General features: G+C 51.3%; 25 protein-coding genes. 10 read left to right on the top strand and 15 right to left on the bottom strand.

Annotated elements, in window-relative coordinates:
* Positions 1–39: 39 nt before the first annotated feature.
* From IPI86_RS07090 to IPI86_RS07050, 9 genes are all read right to left on the bottom strand, one after another.
* Positions 40–1,113 carry a hypothetical protein gene (locus IPI86_RS07090; RefSeq protein WP_345297294.1) on the bottom strand — a complete coding sequence of 358 codons (1,074 nt, stop codon included), beginning with the start codon at positions 1,111–1,113 and terminating at the stop codon, positions 40–42.
* A gap of 57 nt (positions 1,114–1,170) precedes the next feature.
* The gene (locus IPI86_RS07085) at positions 1,171–2,328 is read right to left on the bottom strand and encodes an iron-containing alcohol dehydrogenase (protein WP_345297293.1); all 1,158 of its coding nucleotides are present in this window, start codon (positions 2,326–2,328) and stop codon (positions 1,171–1,173) included.
* A gap of 3 nt (positions 2,329–2,331) precedes the next feature.
* Entirely contained in the window at positions 2,332–2,625 is a 294-nt protein-coding gene (locus IPI86_RS07080) for an antibiotic biosynthesis monooxygenase (RefSeq protein WP_345297292.1), read from the bottom strand.
* A 15-nt stretch (positions 2,626–2,640) separates the two neighbouring features.
* Entirely contained in the window at positions 2,641–3,255 is a 615-nt protein-coding gene (locus IPI86_RS07075) for a LysE family transporter (RefSeq protein ID WP_345297291.1), read from the bottom strand.
* A 109-nt stretch (positions 3,256–3,364) separates the two neighbouring features.
* A complete protein-coding gene (locus IPI86_RS07070; protein WP_345297290.1) occupies positions 3,365–4,306 on the bottom strand; it encodes an FAD-dependent oxidoreductase in 942 nt (313 codons plus the stop codon).
* Positions 4,221–4,640 carry an FAD-dependent oxidoreductase gene (locus tag IPI86_RS07065; RefSeq protein ID WP_345297289.1) on the bottom strand — a complete coding sequence of 140 codons (420 nt, stop codon included), beginning with the start codon at positions 4,638–4,640 and terminating at the stop codon, positions 4,221–4,223. Before IPI86_RS07065 ends, IPI86_RS07070 begins: the two co-directional genes overlap by 86 nt.
* Positions 4,641–4,693: 53 nt before the next feature.
* The gene (locus tag IPI86_RS07060; protein ID WP_345297288.1) at positions 4,694–5,356 is read right to left on the bottom strand and encodes a response regulator; all 663 of its coding nucleotides are present in this window, start codon (positions 5,354–5,356) and stop codon (positions 4,694–4,696) included.
* 127 nt (positions 5,357–5,483) lie between these two features.
* On the bottom strand, positions 5,484–6,494 hold the full coding sequence (locus IPI86_RS07055; RefSeq protein ID WP_345297287.1) for a lysylphosphatidylglycerol synthase transmembrane domain-containing protein: 1,011 nt from the start codon (positions 6,492–6,494) through the stop codon (positions 5,484–5,486).
* Positions 6,495–6,579: 85 nt separating this feature from the next.
* Positions 6,580–7,023 carry a GNAT family N-acetyltransferase gene (locus IPI86_RS07050; RefSeq protein WP_345297286.1) on the bottom strand — a complete coding sequence of 148 codons (444 nt, stop codon included), beginning with the start codon at positions 7,021–7,023 and terminating at the stop codon, positions 6,580–6,582.
* A 35-nt stretch (positions 7,024–7,058) separates the two neighbouring features.
* On the opposite strand from IPI86_RS07050, the gene IPI86_RS07045 reads away from it, so the two are divergent.
* The 4 genes from IPI86_RS07045 (at position 7,059) to IPI86_RS07030 (ending at position 11,865) form a co-directional block, all read left to right on the top strand.
* Positions 7,059–7,724 (top strand): hypothetical protein, encoded by a 666-nt coding sequence (locus IPI86_RS07045; RefSeq protein ID WP_345297285.1) that lies wholly within the window; start codon positions 7,059–7,061, stop codon positions 7,722–7,724.
* A gap of 68 nt (positions 7,725–7,792) precedes the next feature.
* A complete protein-coding gene (locus IPI86_RS07040) occupies positions 7,793–10,135 on the top strand; it encodes a S8 family serine peptidase (RefSeq protein ID WP_345297284.1) in 2,343 nt (780 codons plus the stop codon).
* 1 nt (position 10,136) lies between these two features.
* Complete coding sequence (locus tag IPI86_RS07035) at positions 10,137–10,622, top strand: pyridoxamine 5'-phosphate oxidase family protein (RefSeq protein WP_345297283.1); 486 nt, start codon at positions 10,137–10,139, stop codon at positions 10,620–10,622.
* A 55-nt stretch (positions 10,623–10,677) separates the two neighbouring features.
* Positions 10,678–11,865 carry an alkaline phosphatase family protein gene (locus IPI86_RS07030; protein WP_345297282.1) on the top strand — a complete coding sequence of 396 codons (1,188 nt, stop codon included), beginning with the start codon at positions 10,678–10,680 and terminating at the stop codon, positions 11,863–11,865.
* A gap of 41 nt (positions 11,866–11,906) precedes the next feature.
* Here the strand turns inward: IPI86_RS07030 and IPI86_RS07025 are convergent, their stop codons facing one another.
* Positions 11,907–12,857 carry an NBR1-Ig-like domain-containing protein gene (locus tag IPI86_RS07025; RefSeq protein ID WP_345297281.1) on the bottom strand — a complete coding sequence of 317 codons (951 nt, stop codon included), beginning with the start codon at positions 12,855–12,857 and terminating at the stop codon, positions 11,907–11,909.
* 107 nt (positions 12,858–12,964) lie between these two features.
* Here IPI86_RS07025 and IPI86_RS07020 point away from each other — a divergent pair, with 107 nt between their 5' ends.
* Positions 12,965–13,519 (top strand): DinB family protein, encoded by a 555-nt coding sequence (locus IPI86_RS07020; protein WP_345297280.1) that lies wholly within the window; start codon positions 12,965–12,967, stop codon positions 13,517–13,519.
* 31 nt (positions 13,520–13,550) lie between these two features.
* Here IPI86_RS07020 and IPI86_RS07015 read toward each other — a convergent pair whose 3' ends face one another.
* From IPI86_RS07015 to IPI86_RS07005, 3 genes are all read right to left on the bottom strand, one after another.
* A complete protein-coding gene (locus tag IPI86_RS07015) occupies positions 13,551–13,916 on the bottom strand; it encodes a hypothetical protein (RefSeq protein ID WP_345297279.1) in 366 nt (121 codons plus the stop codon).
* A 103-nt stretch (positions 13,917–14,019) separates the two neighbouring features.
* On the bottom strand, positions 14,020–14,169 hold the full coding sequence (locus IPI86_RS07010; protein WP_345297278.1) for a hypothetical protein: 150 nt from the start codon (positions 14,167–14,169) through the stop codon (positions 14,020–14,022).
* Positions 14,148–14,351 carry a hypothetical protein gene (locus IPI86_RS07005; protein ID WP_345297277.1) on the bottom strand — a complete coding sequence of 68 codons (204 nt, stop codon included), beginning with the start codon at positions 14,349–14,351 and terminating at the stop codon, positions 14,148–14,150. The genes IPI86_RS07010 and IPI86_RS07005 overlap by 22 nt, the downstream gene beginning before the upstream one ends.
* A 210-nt stretch (positions 14,352–14,561) precedes the next feature.
* On the opposite strand from IPI86_RS07005, the gene ssb reads away from it, so the two are divergent.
* Genes ssb through IPI86_RS06980 form a run of 5 tightly spaced genes read left to right on the top strand, consistent with a single transcriptional unit; the run spans position 14,562 to position 17,094 of the window.
* Positions 14,562–14,993: a single-stranded DNA-binding protein gene (gene ssb, locus IPI86_RS07000; protein WP_345297276.1), complete on the top strand. Its 432-nt coding sequence runs from the start codon at positions 14,562–14,564 to the stop codon at positions 14,991–14,993.
* 54 nt (positions 14,994–15,047) lie between these two features.
* Positions 15,048–15,386 (top strand): DUF3467 domain-containing protein, encoded by a 339-nt coding sequence (locus IPI86_RS06995; protein WP_345297275.1) that lies wholly within the window; start codon positions 15,048–15,050, stop codon positions 15,384–15,386.
* A gap of 5 nt (positions 15,387–15,391) precedes the next feature.
* The gene (locus tag IPI86_RS06990; protein ID WP_345297274.1) at positions 15,392–16,039 is read left to right on the top strand and encodes a haloacid dehalogenase; all 648 of its coding nucleotides are present in this window, start codon (positions 15,392–15,394) and stop codon (positions 16,037–16,039) included.
* Between the two features lie 21 nt (positions 16,040–16,060).
* Positions 16,061–16,681 (top strand): hypothetical protein, encoded by a 621-nt coding sequence (locus IPI86_RS06985; RefSeq protein WP_345297273.1) that lies wholly within the window; start codon positions 16,061–16,063, stop codon positions 16,679–16,681.
* A complete protein-coding gene (locus IPI86_RS06980) occupies positions 16,678–17,094 on the top strand; it encodes a nucleoside 2-deoxyribosyltransferase (RefSeq protein WP_345297272.1) in 417 nt (138 codons plus the stop codon). Before IPI86_RS06985 ends, IPI86_RS06980 begins: the two co-directional genes overlap by 4 nt.
* Positions 17,095–17,282: 188 nt before the next feature.
* Here the strand turns inward: IPI86_RS06980 and IPI86_RS06975 are convergent, their stop codons facing one another.
* Positions 17,283–18,731, bottom strand: coding sequence for an ATP-binding protein (locus IPI86_RS06975; RefSeq protein ID WP_345297271.1), 1,449 nt, complete (start codon positions 18,729–18,731; stop codon positions 17,283–17,285).
* Between the two features lie 10 nt (positions 18,732–18,741).
* A complete protein-coding gene (locus IPI86_RS06970) occupies positions 18,742–19,893 on the bottom strand; it encodes a response regulator (RefSeq protein ID WP_345297270.1) in 1,152 nt (383 codons plus the stop codon).
* Positions 19,894–19,920 lie beyond the last annotated feature (27 nt).

The following is a 19,920-nucleotide window of genomic DNA, read 5'->3' as shown; positions in this document are numbered from 1 at the left end:
CTCGCGATGAGTCGGGTTTTTCATAAAAGAGCCACTGCATCAAACATGCTTTTTCACATAGGCATGCTTCTTCGGTCCCTGCTTTAAATGCGTGACGCCCTTGCCTTTCCTGGCATTTTTTCTTTTCGCTCTTCCTTTACTTATCTTCCAGCTAATGCCAATGCCCTCCGGGGTTGGATAAAGTTGATAATCGATCCTGGGCTCAAGGTCAAACTCAAGCTGAATATCGCTTTGAATGGAAATTGAAACCTGAATCCCCGAAGAGATCCCCGGAATCGGGATCGTAACTTCCGCACTACGCCGCATCTTTTCCCCCCAGCCAAGGAAGAATTTTGAATTAACGTATCGATCCTTCGAAAGGTCATATTCAACGATCATTTCCGACTGGGGCGAAGGCGGGATGAATTTTTTACAGGCGATAATGGTACGGCTGAAAATCTGTCCTGTTTTCTGATTCCCCGCTTCTGTGATCAGTTTATTCCTGGCAATGCAGAGATTGCCTAAAAACAGATCGACCCGATAGCGTCTGATGGTCACCGGGAAGACAATTTGCTTGCATTCCTTGTGGGAAGTTTCCACCAACCCTTTCCCTTCCAGGTACATGGATAAATCCGCACCGGTGGCAAACCCAGGCACCTTGACCGAAATATCCCAGGCGTGTTCTTTGATCTGCCTTTCCTGATAAATGACCCTGCTATTTTCCGTGCGGGGCGGCTGAAGGCGGAACAACGGGATTTCAAGATGGATGGGTTCCAACTCTTCGACAATCTTCTGATGCAGCCCCACAGCCCGCAGCATTCTTTGTGCCGCGCTTCGTTTGCGGCCTTCACTATATCCCTTCCACACAGAGGATGCGATCGGAAAATCAGCTTTGGAGTAACGCTCCATAATGGCATTCCTCCATCTCGCACTTAATTTCAATTGCCCCAAACTTTGCTCGATCTTCTCCTTATTTGCCGCCCCCATGGATGCCCAGTTCTCGCGCTTCCGTTCTCGAATGACCCCTCTAAAATGATCACCCTGCCTCCCCTTTGGAATGGGTTTTCCGGGACCAAGATACGGCGGACCAAATCCGCACGAACAACCAGCCCCGTGATTGTGGCCATTGCACATGGCTCCTCCTTTCCTATACATTCTTTATAGCATGAGGAGCATGTGAACTTCAAGTCCCTACAACGCCTTCTCCAAAATCTTGCGCAACTCTCCCTCGCTCAGCGGAATCGGATTCCCTTTATAACTGCTCGCGTTCAATGTTTTTTGTACAGCTTCAGGGATGTCTGCGTCAGTCATTCCATGCGCCGAAAGCGGCGGAATATTCAACTCGCGCACCAGATCACTCACCCACTGCACACCGTCCCACGCAGAAGCGGAATCGTTTTCTGTCACCATTCGCGCAATTTCGGTAAATCGCCCAATCGCCACATGACCTGCATGCCGACTCTCCAATGCCTTGAGATTCGATTCCATCACCAAGGGTAATAACTTCGCACAGATCGCTCCATGCGGCACATTCAACATTCCGCCCAGCGGACCTGCGAATCCATGTACGGCGCCGAGCGCGGCATTCGCCAGTGCCATCCCGCCGAACAAACTCGCCAGCGACATATCTTCACGCGCCGCACCATCTACGCTATTGTGATACACACGCCGCAATGATTTCGCCGCACGGCGAATCCCTTCGCGGCAAATCGCATCGGTCAGTGGGTTGGATTTCACAGAAACGAAAGGCTCGATCAACTGCGTCAACGCATCCAAACCAGAACTCGCAGTAATCGCAGGCGGCAGTGAATACGTCAACTCAGGGTCAACAAGCGCAAGCGATGGCAGCATCATCGGGCTGCGCAGACTCACCTTCACCCCATGTGCAGGCGACCCAAGCACCGCGTTACGCGTCACTTCAGTTCCCGTCCCTGCCGTGGTTGGGATGGCGATGAAAGGCAGCGGCGCATTCACCAGCGGCTGTCCTTTGCCGATCACTTCGAGGTAATCAAATACATCGCCGCGATTCGTCGTCAGTGCCGAAATGGCTTTGCCCGCGTCGAGCACACTTCCGCCGCCCAATGCAATGACCATGTCCGCGCCGTGTTGAAGCGCAAGGTCAACTCCTTCGGAGGCCGTGGCAACTGTCGGCTCGCCGTGAAGCGCAAATTCATCGAATAGGATTCCCTGTGCAGAGAGAATCTCCCTCACACGCGGAATCGCATCCGAAGAATTTCCCCGCACCAAAAGCAGACGCTTCGCACGACCCTTGACCTGGCTGCCAAGTTCACTTAATTTCCCCGCCCCGAAAATGATTCGATTTGCAGTGGCGAATTCAAAAGCAGACATATCTTACTCTGGGAAAATATTCGTATACTTAATTCCCTGCCGCGGTTCGGCCATCATCTCTGCGACGGTATCGCGCCATTTGGCATAATGCGCGGTTTCCTTATGCGCGGCGGAGGCTTCGGCGGTTTTATACACTTCGACAAGAATGAAGCGGGTCAGGTCGTCGTTTTGCTGAATGACATCGAAACGTGCAATGCCATCCTCCTTCACACTGTTGGATGCATTCTCAATGCTCGCCTGCTTGAAGGCCTCAACGAACTCAGGCTTGACATGCACATGGACAAGAACGATATTCATGTTGTCTCCTTGTGATCAACTTGGAAATAAGCCCAGCCACAATTGATAAACGCCAAAACAAAATAAGGCAATTGCTGAAACGCCCAGCATCGCGCGGCTGAATTTGGGTCCCAGCTTTTGCGTGAAACCGAAGATCAGAATAATGGCAGCCAGCCCCGCGATCAAGGTGAGATAAAACGCACCGAGAAAGCCAATGCCGATGATCGGCGATTGACGCCAGCCGCTCAACAAAATGGGGCCTGTCACCAGCGTCCAGAAAATGTAGGGATTGGGATTGAGCGCATTCATCATCGCAGCTTTGAGAACACTTTGCTGAACATCACCAGTGTGGACGGTTTGGGCGGTCGCATCGAAATTCTTCCACGATCTGTAGGTGCCATAGGCAAGATAAATAATGAACAACCCGCCTGCGATATACAGTCCGCGCTGCATCCATATGGGCACCTGGCTGAGCACCAGCACACACAACAAAATGATCGGCCCATCACTGATGAGCGGCGCAAGCGCGGCGGGCAGGGTGTGCTTCCAACCGCGCGTGAGCGTTTGCGAAATGAGATAGGTTTGGAATGACCCAGGCTGGAATGCGGCGGCGAATCCGAAGCCAATGCCTTGAAGAAGATAGAGCCACATGGAGGGTCTCTTTTTTGCTGAGATTTCAACATCGTCCCGAAGGTTTCCTGCAAAAACTTGATTGCCGTGATTAAAACCTTTCGGGACGTTTATTAAACTCCCCCCAAAATTACTTCATCATCCGCGCGGCTTTGCGCCCGATCTCCACAGCGAAATTCGTGCCGCGATCCCACGGATACACCTGACTCATCGAAGCGAAATACAAACCTTCAATGGGCGTTTGAATATCAGGGATATTCTTCGAATGATTCACCAGCGGCACGGGCTGGGCATAATTGGTCTTATGAACCCAGATCTTCTTTACCCAATCGCGCGAAAACTCGGGGTTGAATTTTTGAAACGCAGGAATGAATCTTTCGAGCAATTGCTCATCGCTCATCGAAAAATATTCGTGACCAAGTTCAAGGTAATCACCCGCATACACAATGTGATCGCCGCCGAAATTTTCCTTCGGCACAAAATTCGTATGCTCCACCAGCGCCAAAAACGGATAGCCCTCCTCCTTCGGCACGTTGAACCAGTAATAGCCTTCTTTTGAAAGCGAATGCTTGAGCGAAAGCGTCATCACCACCGCGCCCATCGACTTCAATTCCAGCAACCCCTTCAAATAACTTTCAGGCAGATCGGGGCACAATTTTGCCATCAGGCTCGGCGACGACGTAACAAGAACCTTGTCGAAAGATTCACCATCCACGGTCAGACTCCCCGACATCTGGTCCCGTTTAATAGACTTGACCGCCACCCCAAGCCGAATCCCGACTCCTAATTCCCGCAGTTTCTCCGCGAACAGATCGGCAAATTTTTGGAATCCGCCTTCGAACGTGCCGAGGCGCGTGGTGCGCGCGTGCATTCTCGCCCACAACCACGCCATGTTGACATCTTTATAGAAGGACGCAAATTTACCGATAAGCAGCGGTTTCCACATCTGCTCATAGACTTGTTTGCCCGCGTATTTCATCATCCACTCATCGGCGGTAACTTTTTCCAGCGCGCGCCAGTTGTTCGTGATACGCAGAAATAACCCGACAAAACCGAAGCGGATCTTGTTCAATCCCCAGCCAAGGCCGGGAAAGAGTAACGCATTGATGAATCGAGTCAAAGGGATACCATTTATTCTTGTACAACATCACCGTCAACGGGCGCGGAAAGCGGACCTTGTCTTCCAATCCCAACTCACGGATCAGCCCAAGCATTTCGCTGTCTGATTGAAACCAGTGGTGATAGAACTTCTCCACCGACCAATCCCAATGCGGTTCTTTGAAACCGCTGGCCAGTCCGCCTGCGTATTCGGCAGATTCAAAAATGGTCACATCATGACCCGCTTTTTTCAAATCCCATGCGGCAACCATGCCGCCGTATCCTGCTCCAATAATTGCGATCTTCATCAACGCTCCAAAAATTGAAATTACATATACTGCCAATCAGCGGCAATATCCAGTTACTTATTATGACCGCTTGTCCTATGTTCCAGTCTTTCTGCGAGAGCTTTTAGCTTGCTCCATTCCCGCCGAATCGCATACATCATGGCAAGGGTCTCCAGCCAGCGCGTATCACATTGCGGATACTCCGCCAGACGCTCGAAGATCTGTGTAGCCTGATTATCCGTGCGACCTTCTTTTAAATATTCGTGAGCCAATTGCTCAAGGTACACTAGATTGTTCGTGTTTGCCTTATTGAACTTGGCGATCTTCTGACGGGTCTCCCGCAAGTTTTCAATCACACGATTAATAGATGCTTCCAGTTCTTCGACAAGAAATGGCTTGACCAGATACTCATGAATCCCGATGGACATGGCTGCACTTACCGTTGCAGGGCTTTTTTCTGCAGATATGATAATACAACCCGTACCTGGATATTCCTGAACAATGTGTTTGAACGCCGTCAACCCATCCATTTCAGGCATATTGACATCCAGAATCACAATATCCGGACGATGTTCCTGTGTCATCTCAACCGCCTGCACGCCATTGGATGCAATGGCCACCACTTCCACATTATCAAGTGTGGATATCATCAGGCGGGTATTACGCCTCGTTTCCTGAAAATCGTCGGCGATGAGCACACGCAGCTTGTCTTTTTGGGGATTGTTGGTTTGAGTCATTTTCTGCCTTACTCTCGCCGCGTAAACAGTCATTATTTCTTTCAAAATTGACTGTTTATGCAACAAGCGCCAAAACACCTCATAAACGATGTTTTAAGTATAACTCAAGCCTGATCGGAGAAATTGTTTACTCTTTTGTTTCTTCTCTCAAGGAATCGCTCCACTTCAACCCTTCGCGCGCCATAAAATATGCACCAAGCAATGTGACAGGCAGCCACAATGCAACATGTAAAGTAAGTGTGTATCCCGCTGCCGTGGCTTGATCCACGCCGTAGGCGGTCAGCACTGCAATACCGGGCGCGTCGAATGTGCCGATGTATCCCGGTGCAGATGGGATGGTGGTGGCGAGATTGACGATACCGTTCATCAACATCAGCGCAAAAAATGAAACGTTGAAATCGAACGCGTGCATCACGAACCAGTACTTGCCCGTCTCTAACAACCAGATGATGACCGAGGTAAGGAAGACCATCAACACGTTAAGAGGAGACCGCAGCGAAGCGAGTCCATCCAAAAATTTATTCATGACGCCGATGATCTTCGTGTGCAGGCGTTTTGGGGTCAGCCGTTCGATTATCCACAAGCCGATCTTTGCGGTGGTATGCGGGAACATCGCCGCCAGCAAAAAGACGAGCAATGCGCCGAGGAAAACTCCGGTGCCAATGATCGCCACCTGTTGAATATTGCCCACGAAACCCGATGCGCTCGTCAATTTGGCAAGCTCAGACAAATTGACAAAAACGAACGCCAGCATCACCACGCCGTCGAAAATGCGCTCCACGATAATGGTCGCCAGTGATGCTGAAACGGGAACGCCTTCTTTTCTTTTTAAAATAACGGCACGCAGTACTTCGCCCGCGCGCGCAGGATAGATATTGTTGCCCATGTACCCGATGGTCGTAATGGGAAACATGGTTTTCGTGGGGATTTCCTTGATGGGTTTCAACAGATAATGCCAGCGCCAGGCCCGTACCCACACACCGATGAAATACACGCCAACGCCTGGGATCAACCAGAGATAATTTGCCTTTTGAACCGTGCCCCAAAATTCATTGAGTTTGAGTCCGCGCAGGGAAAGCCAAATGAATATGACACTGATCAGCACCCCTAGCCAAAATTGCCAGTTTTTTATTTTCATGGGCAGGATTGTACCAAAAGCAATGCGGCCGGTGTCGCGAGGTTTATCTCGCTTTTTCTCGCGCGGACTAAAATCCGCGCCCTTACTACTCGCCCGGAAATGGCCGAATCACTTCCATCCAGCCGTCGGGATTCGTGAGCGAATCAAAACCATATTGCTTGTACAACCCATGCGCATCGCGTGTGACCAAAGTCCAGCGGCGGACGCCTTGCAGGTCGGGATGCGCCATAACGGTTTCGATCAGCCATTTGCCGAGTCCGTGGGCGCGATAGTCTTCATGAATGAATACATCGCAAAGGTAGGCAAATATGGAAAAATCGCTGACAACGCGGGCAATGCCGATCTGTTTCACACCTTCATACACACCGAAAACCAGTGAATTCTCAATGGCGCGTTTCGTGCGTTCAGGCGGACGGCCTTTTGTCCAGTAGGCGCGGGTGAAAAAATCGAGGATGGCGTCAAGATCCAGCCGCGCGGGGTCGGTACTAATGGTGAATCGATCACGTTGAGCTTCGATTATTTGTGTCATGCGGCGAGTTTATCACATCATGGTATCATCCTAAAATGAAACAATTTTTCAAAAACATACTCAAACCCATACGCTGGAACACGTTTATCCGTGATTTTATTCGTATCGAGATCGGCTTCATGATGTTTGGCCTTGCCATTGTCTTGATGATCCAGGGCAATCTGGGCACAAGCGCCTGGGCCGTGTTGGAAGTGGCTCTGGCTCACAAGCTCGGAATTTCCATCGGCACGATGACCGTATTGATGGGCTTTATGGTGCTTTCGGGAGCATTGATCATGCGTGAGAAGATTGGCTGGGGCACACTGGGAAATATTCTTTCCATCGGCCCCTGGGAAGATTTGTGGCTTTCCATCATTCCATCTGTAAAAGATAACTTGTTTTTACAAAGCGGGATGCTTCTACTGGCGATCTTTCTGATGGGAATTGCAAGCGCCATCTACATCGGCGTGGATGCTGGGGCAGGTCCGCGAGATAGCATGATGCTGGCGATCAAACGCACCACGGGAATTAGCATCCGCGTGGCGCGCGCCATCGTCGAAGTGACCGTGGTGACCATCGGCTGGTTGCTGGGCGGCCCCGTTGGGATCGGCACACTGGTTTATGCCATTCTGGTCGGGCCAGCGGTGCAGTGGGGATTCAAGGTTTTCAATGTTCACCCACATGGGCCTGAGGCGTTGGTTCCACAGGCGCCTGAAGATTAATATTTGGACTTTCGCATGTCACCCTTCGCTACCGCTCAGGGTGACATATAAAATAAAAGGAGAATTCCATGACCGAAGAAACCCCTCCAATCGAAATCGAACCACAAATCGTCGAACCGCAAAACCGCTCCACGGGCGCGTTGATCTTGTTCCTGTTCATTGCGCTGCCGATGCCGTTCTGCCTGTTCATGTATCATTTCATCGTATGGTCCACCGAGCAAAGTGCGATCATTTCATCCAGCGTAAAAGACCTTGCCTGGGCGGGTCTTATTGGTTTATTGATCCAGGCCGTTTTCATGACAGGCCTGACTGCCGTTTTATGGCGCTTCACCAAGGATGACCGCTTCAAATCTGTGTATGCTGGGTTGTTCGGCGCATCTGTAATGGCGTTCCCTGCGTTGATCCTGCGTATGATCGGCCCCAACAATGACCAGTTGGGCTCGATCATACAGTTCATTCTCTGCGTCATCGGCGCAGGCATTATCATCCTTCTTCGCAAAAACAAAATCAAATGGGACCGTCCGTCATTGCCGTTCGGTTTGGTTGTGGCAGGCGTTGGTGTGATCCCGTTTGCGGCTTATGGTTCATTCGGCTCGATCGGCGATATCGTCGCAAGCCTGTTCGCGGGAGTTGCATTTGGTTTGCTTGCCGCCACGTTGATGGAATCGACCACTGACAACATCCTTTTGGATGGAGTGGGCATCGGTGCGGTGCTGTCACTGCTTGGCGCATCCATTGGGTATGACGGTTCACAATTGCTTTTGCTTGCTGTTCTGCCAGCGTTCGCATTTGCGATTGCGGCGGTCATGCCTTCAAAACTTGCGGCAGGCGCTGCGGCTGGACTACTCACATTTGCAACCCTGTCCATGTTCGACCCGACCGAGTTGACGGCTGTGCTCGGTGACATTGCAGGCCTGGCTGTAAAGGCAGGCGGCATCGTCATTTTGATCGGGTGGGGCACCAGCATCGTCGCGCTGATTCTGCGCTTCGCAACAGCGACCAGTACACGGTCCGTAACGAAGCGGGCGATCGGATGGGCTGGCGCTGGCGTCATGTGGCTCATTGTCGCCGCAGTATTTTTCATGTTTGGAAATCCAGGAAATTATGGCGACCGCCTCTTTGTCATCCTGAAAGATCAGGCGGATATTTCATCTGTGGCGAAGATCGAAAACCGCGACGATCGTTTGAATGCGGCCTACGAAATATTGACTTCGCATGCCAACGAAACACAGGCTGAGCTGCGCAATTTCTTCGACAAGGCGGGCGTGGAATACACACCGTATTATTTGGAAAACGCGATGGAGGTACGCGGCGGAACATTGACGCGACTCTATTTGATGACCCGTCCCGAAGTGGATCGCGTCATCCCCAGCCCACGCCTGCGTGCTGTCCCTGAAGATTTTCCCGCCTTTGGCGGTGCCACCGATGTGGAAGCGAATATACAATGGAACATCGCCATGATCGGCGCGGATAAAGTGTGGAATGAATTCGGCGTCACCGGCGAAGGCATCGTGGTCGGTCAATCTGATTCAGGCGTCGACGGGAATCACCCCGCCATCCGCGAACAGTATCGCGGCTTCAACAAAGGCGATGACTATAACTGGTTCGATCCGTGGGATGACACAACCTCCCCCAACGATGAAGGCGGGCACGGCACACACACCACAGGCACGATCCTCGGCACAAATGGAATCGGTGTTGCGCCCGGCGCGCAATGGATCGGCTGTGTAAATTTGGACCGCAATCTTGCCAACCCTGCGCTGTATCTCGATTGCATGCAATTCATGCTGGCGCCTTTTCCGCATGGCGGCAACCCGTTGAAAGACGGCGACCCAACCAAAGCTGCGCATGTGTTAAACAATTCCTGGGGTTGTCCATCCATCGAAGGCTGTGACCCAAACGCGCTGTTGTATGCAGCAAACAACTTGAGAGATGCAGGCATCTTCGTAGTGGTTTCCACAGGCAACGATGGACCCAACTGCGAAACGGTTGAATCGCCGCTCTCGTTATATGATTCGGTCTTTTCGGTCGGCGCCATTGATATTCTCGGTAACATGGCCGATTTCAGCAGCCGTGGGCCCGTCACCGCCGATGACTCAGGACGCACAAAGCCTGACATCGTCGCGCCGGGTGTGAATATCCTTTCATCCACCCCCGAGGGAACCTATGCCGAATTCAGCGGCACTTCGATGGCAGGACCACATATCGTGGGCGTGGTGGCGTTGATCTGGTCGGCACAACCTGAATTGATCGGCGATATCGACGCGACCGAACAACTCATCATCGACACCGCCCAGCCATTCACCGGCGATACGTCTGCTGGCTGTTTTACTGGAAGCAATCCGAGCAACGCCTTCGGTTATGGCGTTGTAGATGTTTACGCCGCTGTAAAACAGGCTTTAGGAAAATAACATGCCAACAATATCACGCCCCAAACTCCCAAAGGGTTACGTTGACAATCCCATTTCCGAAGTGCCCTGGGAACATGTTGAAAAGCGATTGACCGAATCCATTAACTACTGGCTGTGCACGGTCTACCCTGATGGCCGCCCGCATGTCGTCCCGCGCTGGGGCGCATTTCTGGATGGCAAACTATATTACGATGGCAGCCCCGAAACACGTCACGCCCGAAATTTGGAAAAGAATCCAAACACGACCCTGCACCTCGAAAGCGGCAACGACGTAGTCATCATGGAAGGGACCTCAATCCCCGCATCCAAACCCGACCTCGAACTGGCCCAGCGACTATCGGCAGCCTACTGCGCCAAATACGAATCCGACGGCTACGCCCCGAAGCCCGATCAATGGGATGAAGGCGGCCTATACGTCTTCACTCCGCGTCAATGCCTGGCATGGACAAAATTCTTCGAGAACCCGACCAAATTCATTTTTGAATAAAACAGAGTGCGCGACGCACCCATGCATTGGAAACAAGCTCACGAAAGGCAAGTTAATGAACAAAACATTCGTCAAACCTCGTTATGATTCAGGCGGCTTTGCGGGGACCCCAAATCGGATCAAGGAAGCATTCGCCTCTAAGAAATACGACGCGGTTGTCATGTTCTTCATTGATGCCTTCGGCTGGCGTTTCTACGAACGTTTTCAGGATGACCCATTCATCAAACGGATCGAGAAACATGGGAAGATCGAAAAACTGACTTCGCAATTCCCGTCCACCACCGCAGCACACGTCACCACTATGCATACGGGTCTGCCCGTTGGCCAGAGCGGCGTATTTGAATGGCAATACTACGAGCCGCTGGTGGATCGGATCGTTACTCCGTTGTTATTTTCATATGCGGGCACAAGGGAACGCGAAAGCCTGGGCTCCGCAAAGATAAACCCCGAAAAACTTTACCCAACTGGGGTTTTGTATCCTGAATTAAAACAGATGGGCGTGGAATCATTCAACTTTGGACTGCGTGACTACACCCCTTCCACATATTCGAAGGTCGTCATGAAGGGTTCCGAAATACTTTCCTTCAAGACACTTTCAGAAGCCCTCGTAAATGTGGGCCTATTGCTGGAAAAACAAGAAAAACCCACCTACATCCATTTGTATTTCGACAAGATCGACGCACTGGGCCACGAATATGGACCAAATGCTCCGCAAACCGAAGCAGAAATCCAAACCTTCCTGCTGATGATGGAACATTATTTCGAGCGCATTTTCAAAGGAAAAAAGAAAATCCTATTCCTCATGACAGCCGATCACGGTATGTGTGAGATCGACCCAAAGACCACGACCTTCCTGAATACAAATCCAAACTTTGAAGGCGTTCAACGTTTCATCAAACGGAATCGTAAAGACCATTTGATCGTCCCTGCTGGCTCGGCGCGTGACATGTTCCTCTATATTAAGGATGGATTTCTGGATGAAGCGCAAGACTTCCTTGCCAGAAGATTGGAAGGCAGGGCGGATGTCGTCAAAACTGAAACGCTCATCGCAGAAGGGTACTTTGGCAAAGAGATCTCAGCCCGCTTTCTGGAACGTGTCGGAAATCTGGTCATTTTGTCTTATCGTTATGAATCCGTCTGGTGGTACGAAAAAGATAAATTTGAGCAGAACTTCTACGGTCATCACGGCGGACTCACCCCGCAGGAGATGGAAACTATTCTGTATTCCTATGAAATCGGATAAACAAAAAGACGACCGATATCGGTCGTCTTTTTTCTAATGGATCATCCACGCGCATGCGGATACGGACTCCAATCGCACAGGTTGATAAATGGGGTGGTCATACCGGCCTCAACACTGAAAATCTTCATCAGGCCGCTCGTCTCTGTATATGCACCTTCCAGGTTGTAACCGGGCGCCCAGGCATAGGCATAATATCTACCGACAGGGAGCAGGACGCTGTAAACCATCTCGTTCTCCGGAATGGCAAACTGGATTCTTTCACCCGTATTTGCATTTTCAAAGTAAAGGGTCATCGGCGGGTTGAATTCGCTCGGATAGCATAGGTTGCCTCCAACAGTGCCATGTGAAAGCTGCGGCTGCCTCACTTTGATGCTCACATAGAAAGGAACATTTGCCTTATCGCCGGAGCCGAACAATGCACCGGAGGGCGTACGCAGCATCCAGTACCCGGAATATTCACCAGGGGTTGATGGAGCGGTGAGCAGAACAGAGACATCCACGCTCTGTCCGGGAGCCACATTATATGGAAGGCGTACACTGGTGGTACCGCCCATTTGTGAGCCGCTGGAAAAGACCAGCATATAATCCGGTGTCCATGTGCAGGTTCCGCGGTTCTTCAATCGCCAGGTTTTGGTGAATGATTCATTTACATTAAACGCGGACCCATCGGGAACGGTCACATCCTTGATGAACGCCACCCAGTCACAATAGGTGACAGGGACACTGGTCGGTGCCGCTGTGGAAGTGGGGACAGGGGTGACTGTTACCGGAATATAGATCGGCGCAGGCGTAGGCGGAAGCGGGGTCGAAGTTGGTGTAGGTGTCATTGCGCCGAGGGCTTGTGTAACCATCGCCTGTATCGTCGCCTGTGGATCGACATCTGGTTTTGGATTCAAAACCTGTGCCGCTACAAGTGTAAGGGGAACAATAGCCATAATTCCAAGGGCTAAAATCCCGAAAATAATAAGAATCATATTGTTTGATAGTTTCATGTTGCACCTCTCAAGTTTCTTTGCCCCTCAGGAACGATGAAAGAGCCTAAAAAGTTCCTGGTACTTAAGGTGGATTCAAGCAGAATCGGGATACAATTGCAGCACATATGATTACTTCTGAAGTATTAAATCCCCTTTTACTTTCTGCGTTCACCAAGGAAATCACCTGGCTGGAAGCAGCTTCGCGGTTTTCGCTTGATGAGATCATTGACACTTTTTATTACACGCGCGAACGCACTGAGGAAAACCTGATTCCGTTGACCGATGCCCAGGTGGCATACTCCTCACCGGCACATTCGCTTTGGTCCATCAGCGAATCAGTCACCCACCTCATCCACACCCAGGGTTTTTATCACAATAAACTACTGGATATTTCAACAAGCCAGCTTCCGCACATCGTCGAAGCCGCACGCGGATTTGGCGAAGGCGCAAAACAAAATGTGTCAGCCAACGACCTGCACGTGGGGTTGGCGGCGGCCACAGAGCGCATCCACGCCATTATTGAACAAACACGCAATCTACACGACCCAGAGAAGACCGAAGTCAACTCCGCTTTCGGTGTGTGCAACTACAAGACCTGGGTCCTGCTCATGCTCGCCCACGAAGTGGACCATCTCCGTCAAATGGTGGCAATGAGAAGGCTCGCCCGTACAGACGCATAAAAATAAAAAGAAGGCGCATAGGCCTTCTTTTTTATTTACCCAGAACCCAGGTTCTGGCCTTTTCAATGTCATCGAACTGGTGAAAGTCATAACCGCGGTTACGGAATACGGTTTCCATAAACAATGTATTCTCGTTCAATTCTCTAAAGACCATGGCGATCTTCCATTTGCGTGAGATCCCGATTCGCATGTTGACCTCAGGGCGTTCATAGAATTCGAACAGGCTAAACGCAAAAATAGAATTGCGATGGTCTACGATCTGACGGTCGCATTGATGACAGGCCGCCGCCTCGACGATCTCTTTCACCATTAGGTTCGCAACCTCAGCGGTCACTGACCCATTTGTTTTCACATAGATGATATGCTCATCCAAAATATATTCGATTTGCCATTCCATGCTGCATTATTACCGTTAAGAAATTAGACTTTACTGAAAAATCAAAAAGCAACATGACAGTCTTGCTTATCACGTTGCTTTTTATTTGTGATGGTCGCCGTGGTTATTTCGGCTTATCAGCCCACAAGCCGGCCAGCAAAAGCACTTCGGCTGCCTTGGCATAATATCCGATCGCGCTGGTCGTGCCCGCCACGAACTGCTTGTTTCCCATGATCGCCCACAGGACAATGGTCAGCAGGGTGTAGCCGACCAATCCCCACCAGACCAGTTTGTGTCGCTGCTGAAAGAAGGGAATCGGTAAAAATAAGCACCGAGCAGACCGAGGTAGCCCAATCCATTCAAGGTGAAACCAATATCGGGAAAGAGAACCAGATGAAAGTAGGCAGCCAGCAGGCTTCCCAGGATAATCACATAGTGTTTAAGGCTGAGTTTCATTTTTTCTCCTTGGCTAGATGGATAAATTACCAATGGCTGAGCTGTTTAATATAGATAACATATGAGTCCGTTTATCTTACCAGTTATCATCTTTTATGTCCAAAAGCATCCATTCGTTAACAAATCATGCAAGTACGAGTACAATACGAACTGTCTTATTTTCCCCGCCGAAGTTCGGCGGGTACCTAAACCCACAAGGAGCTTCCCCCCATGTATCACACTATTATCATCGTAGGCAATGTAGGCAAGGATCCTGAAATGCGTTATACGCCATCAGGTCAGGCGGTCACTTCGTTTTCAGTTGCCACAAGCCGCCAGTATACCGCCGGGAACGGCGAACAAGTGAAGGAAACCATCTGGTTCCGCGTTTCTACATGGGGTAAAACCGCCGAGGTCTGCAACCAGTACGTCAAGAAAGGCTCCAAAGTGCTCGTCGAAGGACGTCTGACGCCGGACAAAAACACCGGCAGCCCACGGATCTACACCAAACAAGACGGCTCCGCCGGTACCTCATTTGAAGTCACAGCATCCACCGTACGCTTCCTTTCATCACGCGGTGAAACCCACGAAGGTGGTCCAGTTGCGGGCGGTGGCGGCATGGAAATGGCCGAGCTTCCCCCCGAAGACGACATTCCGTTCTAACCGAATCAACGGAGGCAGGTCAGCCAGCGACCTGCCTCCCATTTGGATACTTCCATGACCACTCCCCCAATTCCTCCAAAATCCACAGGCCCGATCCTCGAACTTCCCGCCGACCTTGAGCTTGTTTACGCCAACCTCGCGCGCATTGCCCATTCCCCGGCCGATATCGTTCTTGACTTCGCCCATCTCCTCCCTGGCGAGCCGCGCGCCAAGATCAAATCACGTGTGGTGATGACCCCGCTCAGCGCCAAACTGCTCGTTCGGGCTCTCACCGAAAATATCGCCCGCTACGAAACCGCCTTTGGCGAGATCGCCATCCCCTCCAACAACTCTCTCGCCGATAATCTCTTTCGTCCCTTTCAACAGCCCCCCGAACCCCCAAAAGAACCGTAGGCAACATGCATAAGCTAGAACAGATCACAGACGGAATTCGAAAGGTCTTTGACGCGCGTACATCCGCACGTGACCATGCCCTTGCACAGGCGCGCCAGCTTACCCGCGCCTGCTCCCTCGCCATCCGCGCCGTGCATCGTGACGAAGCCGATGCAATGAACGCTCAGTTACAGGAAGCGCGTCAGCTCGCAGATACCCTGCGCGCCTCCCTCGCGGCATACCCCGATCTTTTTTACGCGGGATACACACAGGACGCACTCAAGGAATTTGTGGAAGCCAATGTCACCTGCGCCTTGATCAGGAATGAACCGCTTCAGACTCCCGAAGAACTGGTCGTTGAACCCTCGACATTTCTCAACGGGTTGGCGGAAGTCGTCGGTGAATTGCGTCGCCGCATCCTGGATATTCTCCGTCACGGATATTCACCCGAAGCCGAACGCCTGCTGAGTTACATGGACGAGATCTACTCCATACTGGTTACCATGGATTATCCCGATGCGATTACCAATGGCCTGCGCCGCCAGACCGACCTTGCGCGCAGCATCATCGAAAAAACGCGCGGCGACATCACCTTTAGCCTGCGCGGTGAACATCTCACTCAAGCCATCAGCAAGCTGAGTGCCCAATTAAACAACGACCAGCCCACAGATTAAATAGAGATTCGGAATCATCGCATGGCAAAAGCAAAAGGCGGACGTCGCTACCCTCTTGTAGTCTACACTCATATGATGAGTCGCTGGTGGACGGCGATTTTCACATTGGGTCTCGCCCTGCTGGCCTTGGCCTGGGCAGTATACAGCCGCGGAATGGATCAATGGCGCTGGCTTACCCTCGCCAGCATTGGCGGCCTGAATGTCTTTATTGGTCTTTCGATGTGGCTCATGCGCAAGAGCGCCTATGTGCAGCCTTTCAGCGATCATCTTCGTTTGGTCACCCCATTTTTACGGCTTAATATTTCATATAAAAGAATTCGGCGTGCATCGTCATCGAATATGGGCGCATTGTTCCCACCCGGCAGTGTTTCAAACTGGCGGGCTGAGATCATTCAGCCTCTGGCGAAAATGACCGCGCTCGTGCTCGAATTGAATGCCTACCCTATGTCGCAGGCTCAATTGCGGTTGTTCCTCTCCCCATTATTCTTCAAGGATAAATCACCGCATTTTGTGATCCTGGTGGATGACTGGATGAAATTCAGCTCGGAAATGGACAGCATGCGCTCGAGCACCGGCCCTGTCCCTGCACATCAAAAACGCAACGCATCGATCCTTTCCCGCCTGCCAAACAAGGACAAATGAACATATATTTCGCATGCTCCATCACAGGCGGGCGCGAATTCGAATCAGCCTATCAGGAGATCGTGGCCGCGCTGGTAAAAGACGGACATGAAATTCCCACATCGCATCTGGTTCGATCTGAAGTAATGGAAAAGGAACGCCTGCTCACTCCGCAGGATGTTTATGAACGGGATGTGAATTGGATAAAGAACTGCGATGCGCTGATCGCGGAAGTTGGCACGCCATCACATGGAGTGGGTTATGAGATCAGCTTTGCCTTGAACATCGGCAAGCCTGTGTTATGCATCTCTCAAAAAGGTCGAAAAGTGTCGAAAATGATCAGTGGAAATCCAGACCCCAGGTTGAGTGTGCAAGCCTACGAAAATGTGGAAGAAGCCATTTCACAGGCAAGACTTTTTCTTGACAGCCTGTGAAATATTTGTGAAGTTTGTCACAACCATAACATGACATTCGTGAATGGTTGAAAAAAAAGAAGTGCACTATTATAAAGACGGAGACGGAACATAGACACCTCCAAAATACCTTTCTTGTCTCCTCCTTTGGCGAAAGTTGCCGCCGGTTTTTACCGGCGGCAACATTTTTAAGTGGTTATATTGTTTTTTTATTCGTGTGCAGGGAGAAGCACGATAAAGGTTGAACCCTTCCCTACTACTGATTCCACCCATACACGGCCTTGATGACTGTCCACAATGGATTTAACGATCGCCAACCCCAGACCGGAGCCTTCGATGTCTTCCACTGCATTGGTGGCGCGGTAAAACTTTTCAAACACTCGTCCCTGCTCGTCAGGCGGGATTCCATAGCCGGTATCCTCCACCTTTAAGATCACCTGGTCATCCTGCATGGACATACTGATGCCGATGCGTCCGCCATCTGGCGTGTATTTGATGGCGTTGCCGATCAGGTTATCCAGCATCTGGCGGATGCGGATGGGATTTGCCCGCAACGGATGCAGGTCTGGAGTGATATCGGTGTTGAGGATGATCTTCTTCTTCTTCAACTGGCCATCGAACATATCCAGGGAATAATGCAGCACACCTTCAAGTTGCACGGCCTCTCGGCGCGTATCGAACCCAGCTTCAAGACGGCCAAGATCGAGCAGGTCATTGATCAGGGTCGTGATGTGGTGAATACTACCCTGCAGGCGGTGCAAAAATTCCAACTGATTGGCATTCAGCGGACCGGTGCGCTCGACCAATTCTGTATACCCCAGGATCGAGGTCAGCGGGGAGCGCAGGTCATGCGAAACCGTGTGGATAAAGTCGCTCTTCAGACGGTCCAGTTCCTTGAGGTAGGAAATATCCTGCATGGTAACGGCTGCACCAATTCTCGGAATGGGCGTGTATTGCGCGTTGAATACGCGACCATCGTCAAAGTTGATCTCATGGTATTTCAAGGGTCCATCGCCGGCGCGGATAAGCAGCGCCTGCAAGTCTGCATTTTTGATCATTTCGTCCAGAGGCCTGCCGGTGATTTCCTTGCCGTCCAAATTGAAAATGTCGTAAATGGCATGGTTAGCAAGCAAAATGCTCTTTTTATCATCCAGCACGATCACACCGTCTTGAATGTTGGCGATGATCGCATCCAGCTTGGAGCGTTCGCTTTCAGAAAGTTTTGCTCGTTCGGTCAGCGAGGACGTGGTGCGGCGAACCTCACGGCGCAGCCAATCACCCAGTTTGCTGGAACGGTCGAGGCTTCTTTGAACTTCTTCGGTGATATCAGACACCTTGAGCGGTGGATAAAGATAACCGCTGAGCCCCATCTTTAACGCGGTCTTTGCAAAGCCAGTCGTGTCCTGTTCGGCATAAAAAATGATCGGCAGGGTGGGAAAGCGTTCGAGTAATTCTTTTGCAATAGTAAAGCCGCTCTGTTCGGCAAACTTTTCACCGACAATCATCAAAGATGGGATGGCTTCATGCATCGATTTATTTAAACCGATCAAATCACTTGCGATCGCCACTTCAAAACCAGCCGAATGCAGGGTGCGCTCCATTAATCCCAAAATGGGAGATGGATCCAACGCTAATAAGATCAGGTCTTGTTTTGCCATATGCTGCCTGTTACCTGTTTGGGATGGTTGTTTTCTCGGAGGAACTTACAAGGCGTTGCAATGCAACCTGAACTTGTTCGAGAGCTTTCTTCTGTTCGGGGTTAAGCGGCCCCGGGGACTCTGTCAACACAAGGTTGAGCGGATAACCAGCAGCTTGAATTTCATTGCGGATGTTGCTGCGCACCTGCTCCAATGCTGCATGGCGCTGCTTTTCATTTGTACGGGCGGTCTCGGCGCTGTGTTCCAAAGCGCGGAACAAACGCGCATTGACCAGCGAAATGGAGGCGAAATCGGCCATGGCTTCGAGCATGGTCTGTGAATCGCGGGCGATCTCACGGTCAACTTTGCGGGCCACCATCAACAGGCCGATGACCTCGCCCTGGATCTTGATCGGGATCACGCCAACCGACTTGCCCAACGTTGCGATCTTGAACTTCTGCAAAGGCGAGCCGTTCATCACGAGGCTCTCGCCCGAAAATCCAACGAGGGAGCTGATGCCGTCATCCAAAGGCTGGTTCAACTTTTTGGCCCATGCCTCGGGCAGGTTGCGATGGGCACGCAACAAATAAGCATTGCCCTTTTCTTCGCGCAGGGTCAGCCAGCAGTAATCTGCCTCGGCCACCTGCATGGCGCTTTCGAGGATGCGGTCAAACAACAGGCGTTGATCGGTGATGGAGATAACCGCCTTGGCGGTGGAAAGCAAGGTGGTCAGGTCGCGCAGGCGGCGTTGTAACTCGGTATTCATCGCCGAGAGTTGACGGTCTAATTTTTGGCGTTCGCGGGCTTGCTGAGTCTGGCGCAGGGCGCGCTCAACGATGGAAACAACTTCCGCATCGCGAACGGGCCAGAAGATCACGTCAGAAGCGCCGAGGCGAAAAGCCTGGATCGCGTCGGTTTCCTGTCCTTTTTCTGCAATGACAATGACGGGGGATTTCACACCCTGTGCGCTAAGTGCGGCGAGCATGTCTTTTCCGCTTAGGCCGGGTAAATTTAAATTGGCGAGGATCAGGTCCGGGGGAGTCTGAATCGAGAGTTTGATCGCGGAGGCCGCGTCACCTGCTGTCCCCACCCTGTATCCCAGCGGCTGCAATGACTGCCTGACGATCAAATCGACAATATCTGGATCGCTTTCAACAAGAAGAATTCGTTCCCCAGTGGCCATGATTTTTCCTTTGGTTGATTCTATCAC

This window comes from Candidatus Villigracilis affinis, assembly GCF_016705895.1.
Lineage (GTDB): Bacteria > Chloroflexota > Anaerolineae > Anaerolineales > Villigracilaceae > Villigracilis > Villigracilis affinis.
This window is presented reverse-complemented; position numbering and strand designations above follow the sequence as displayed.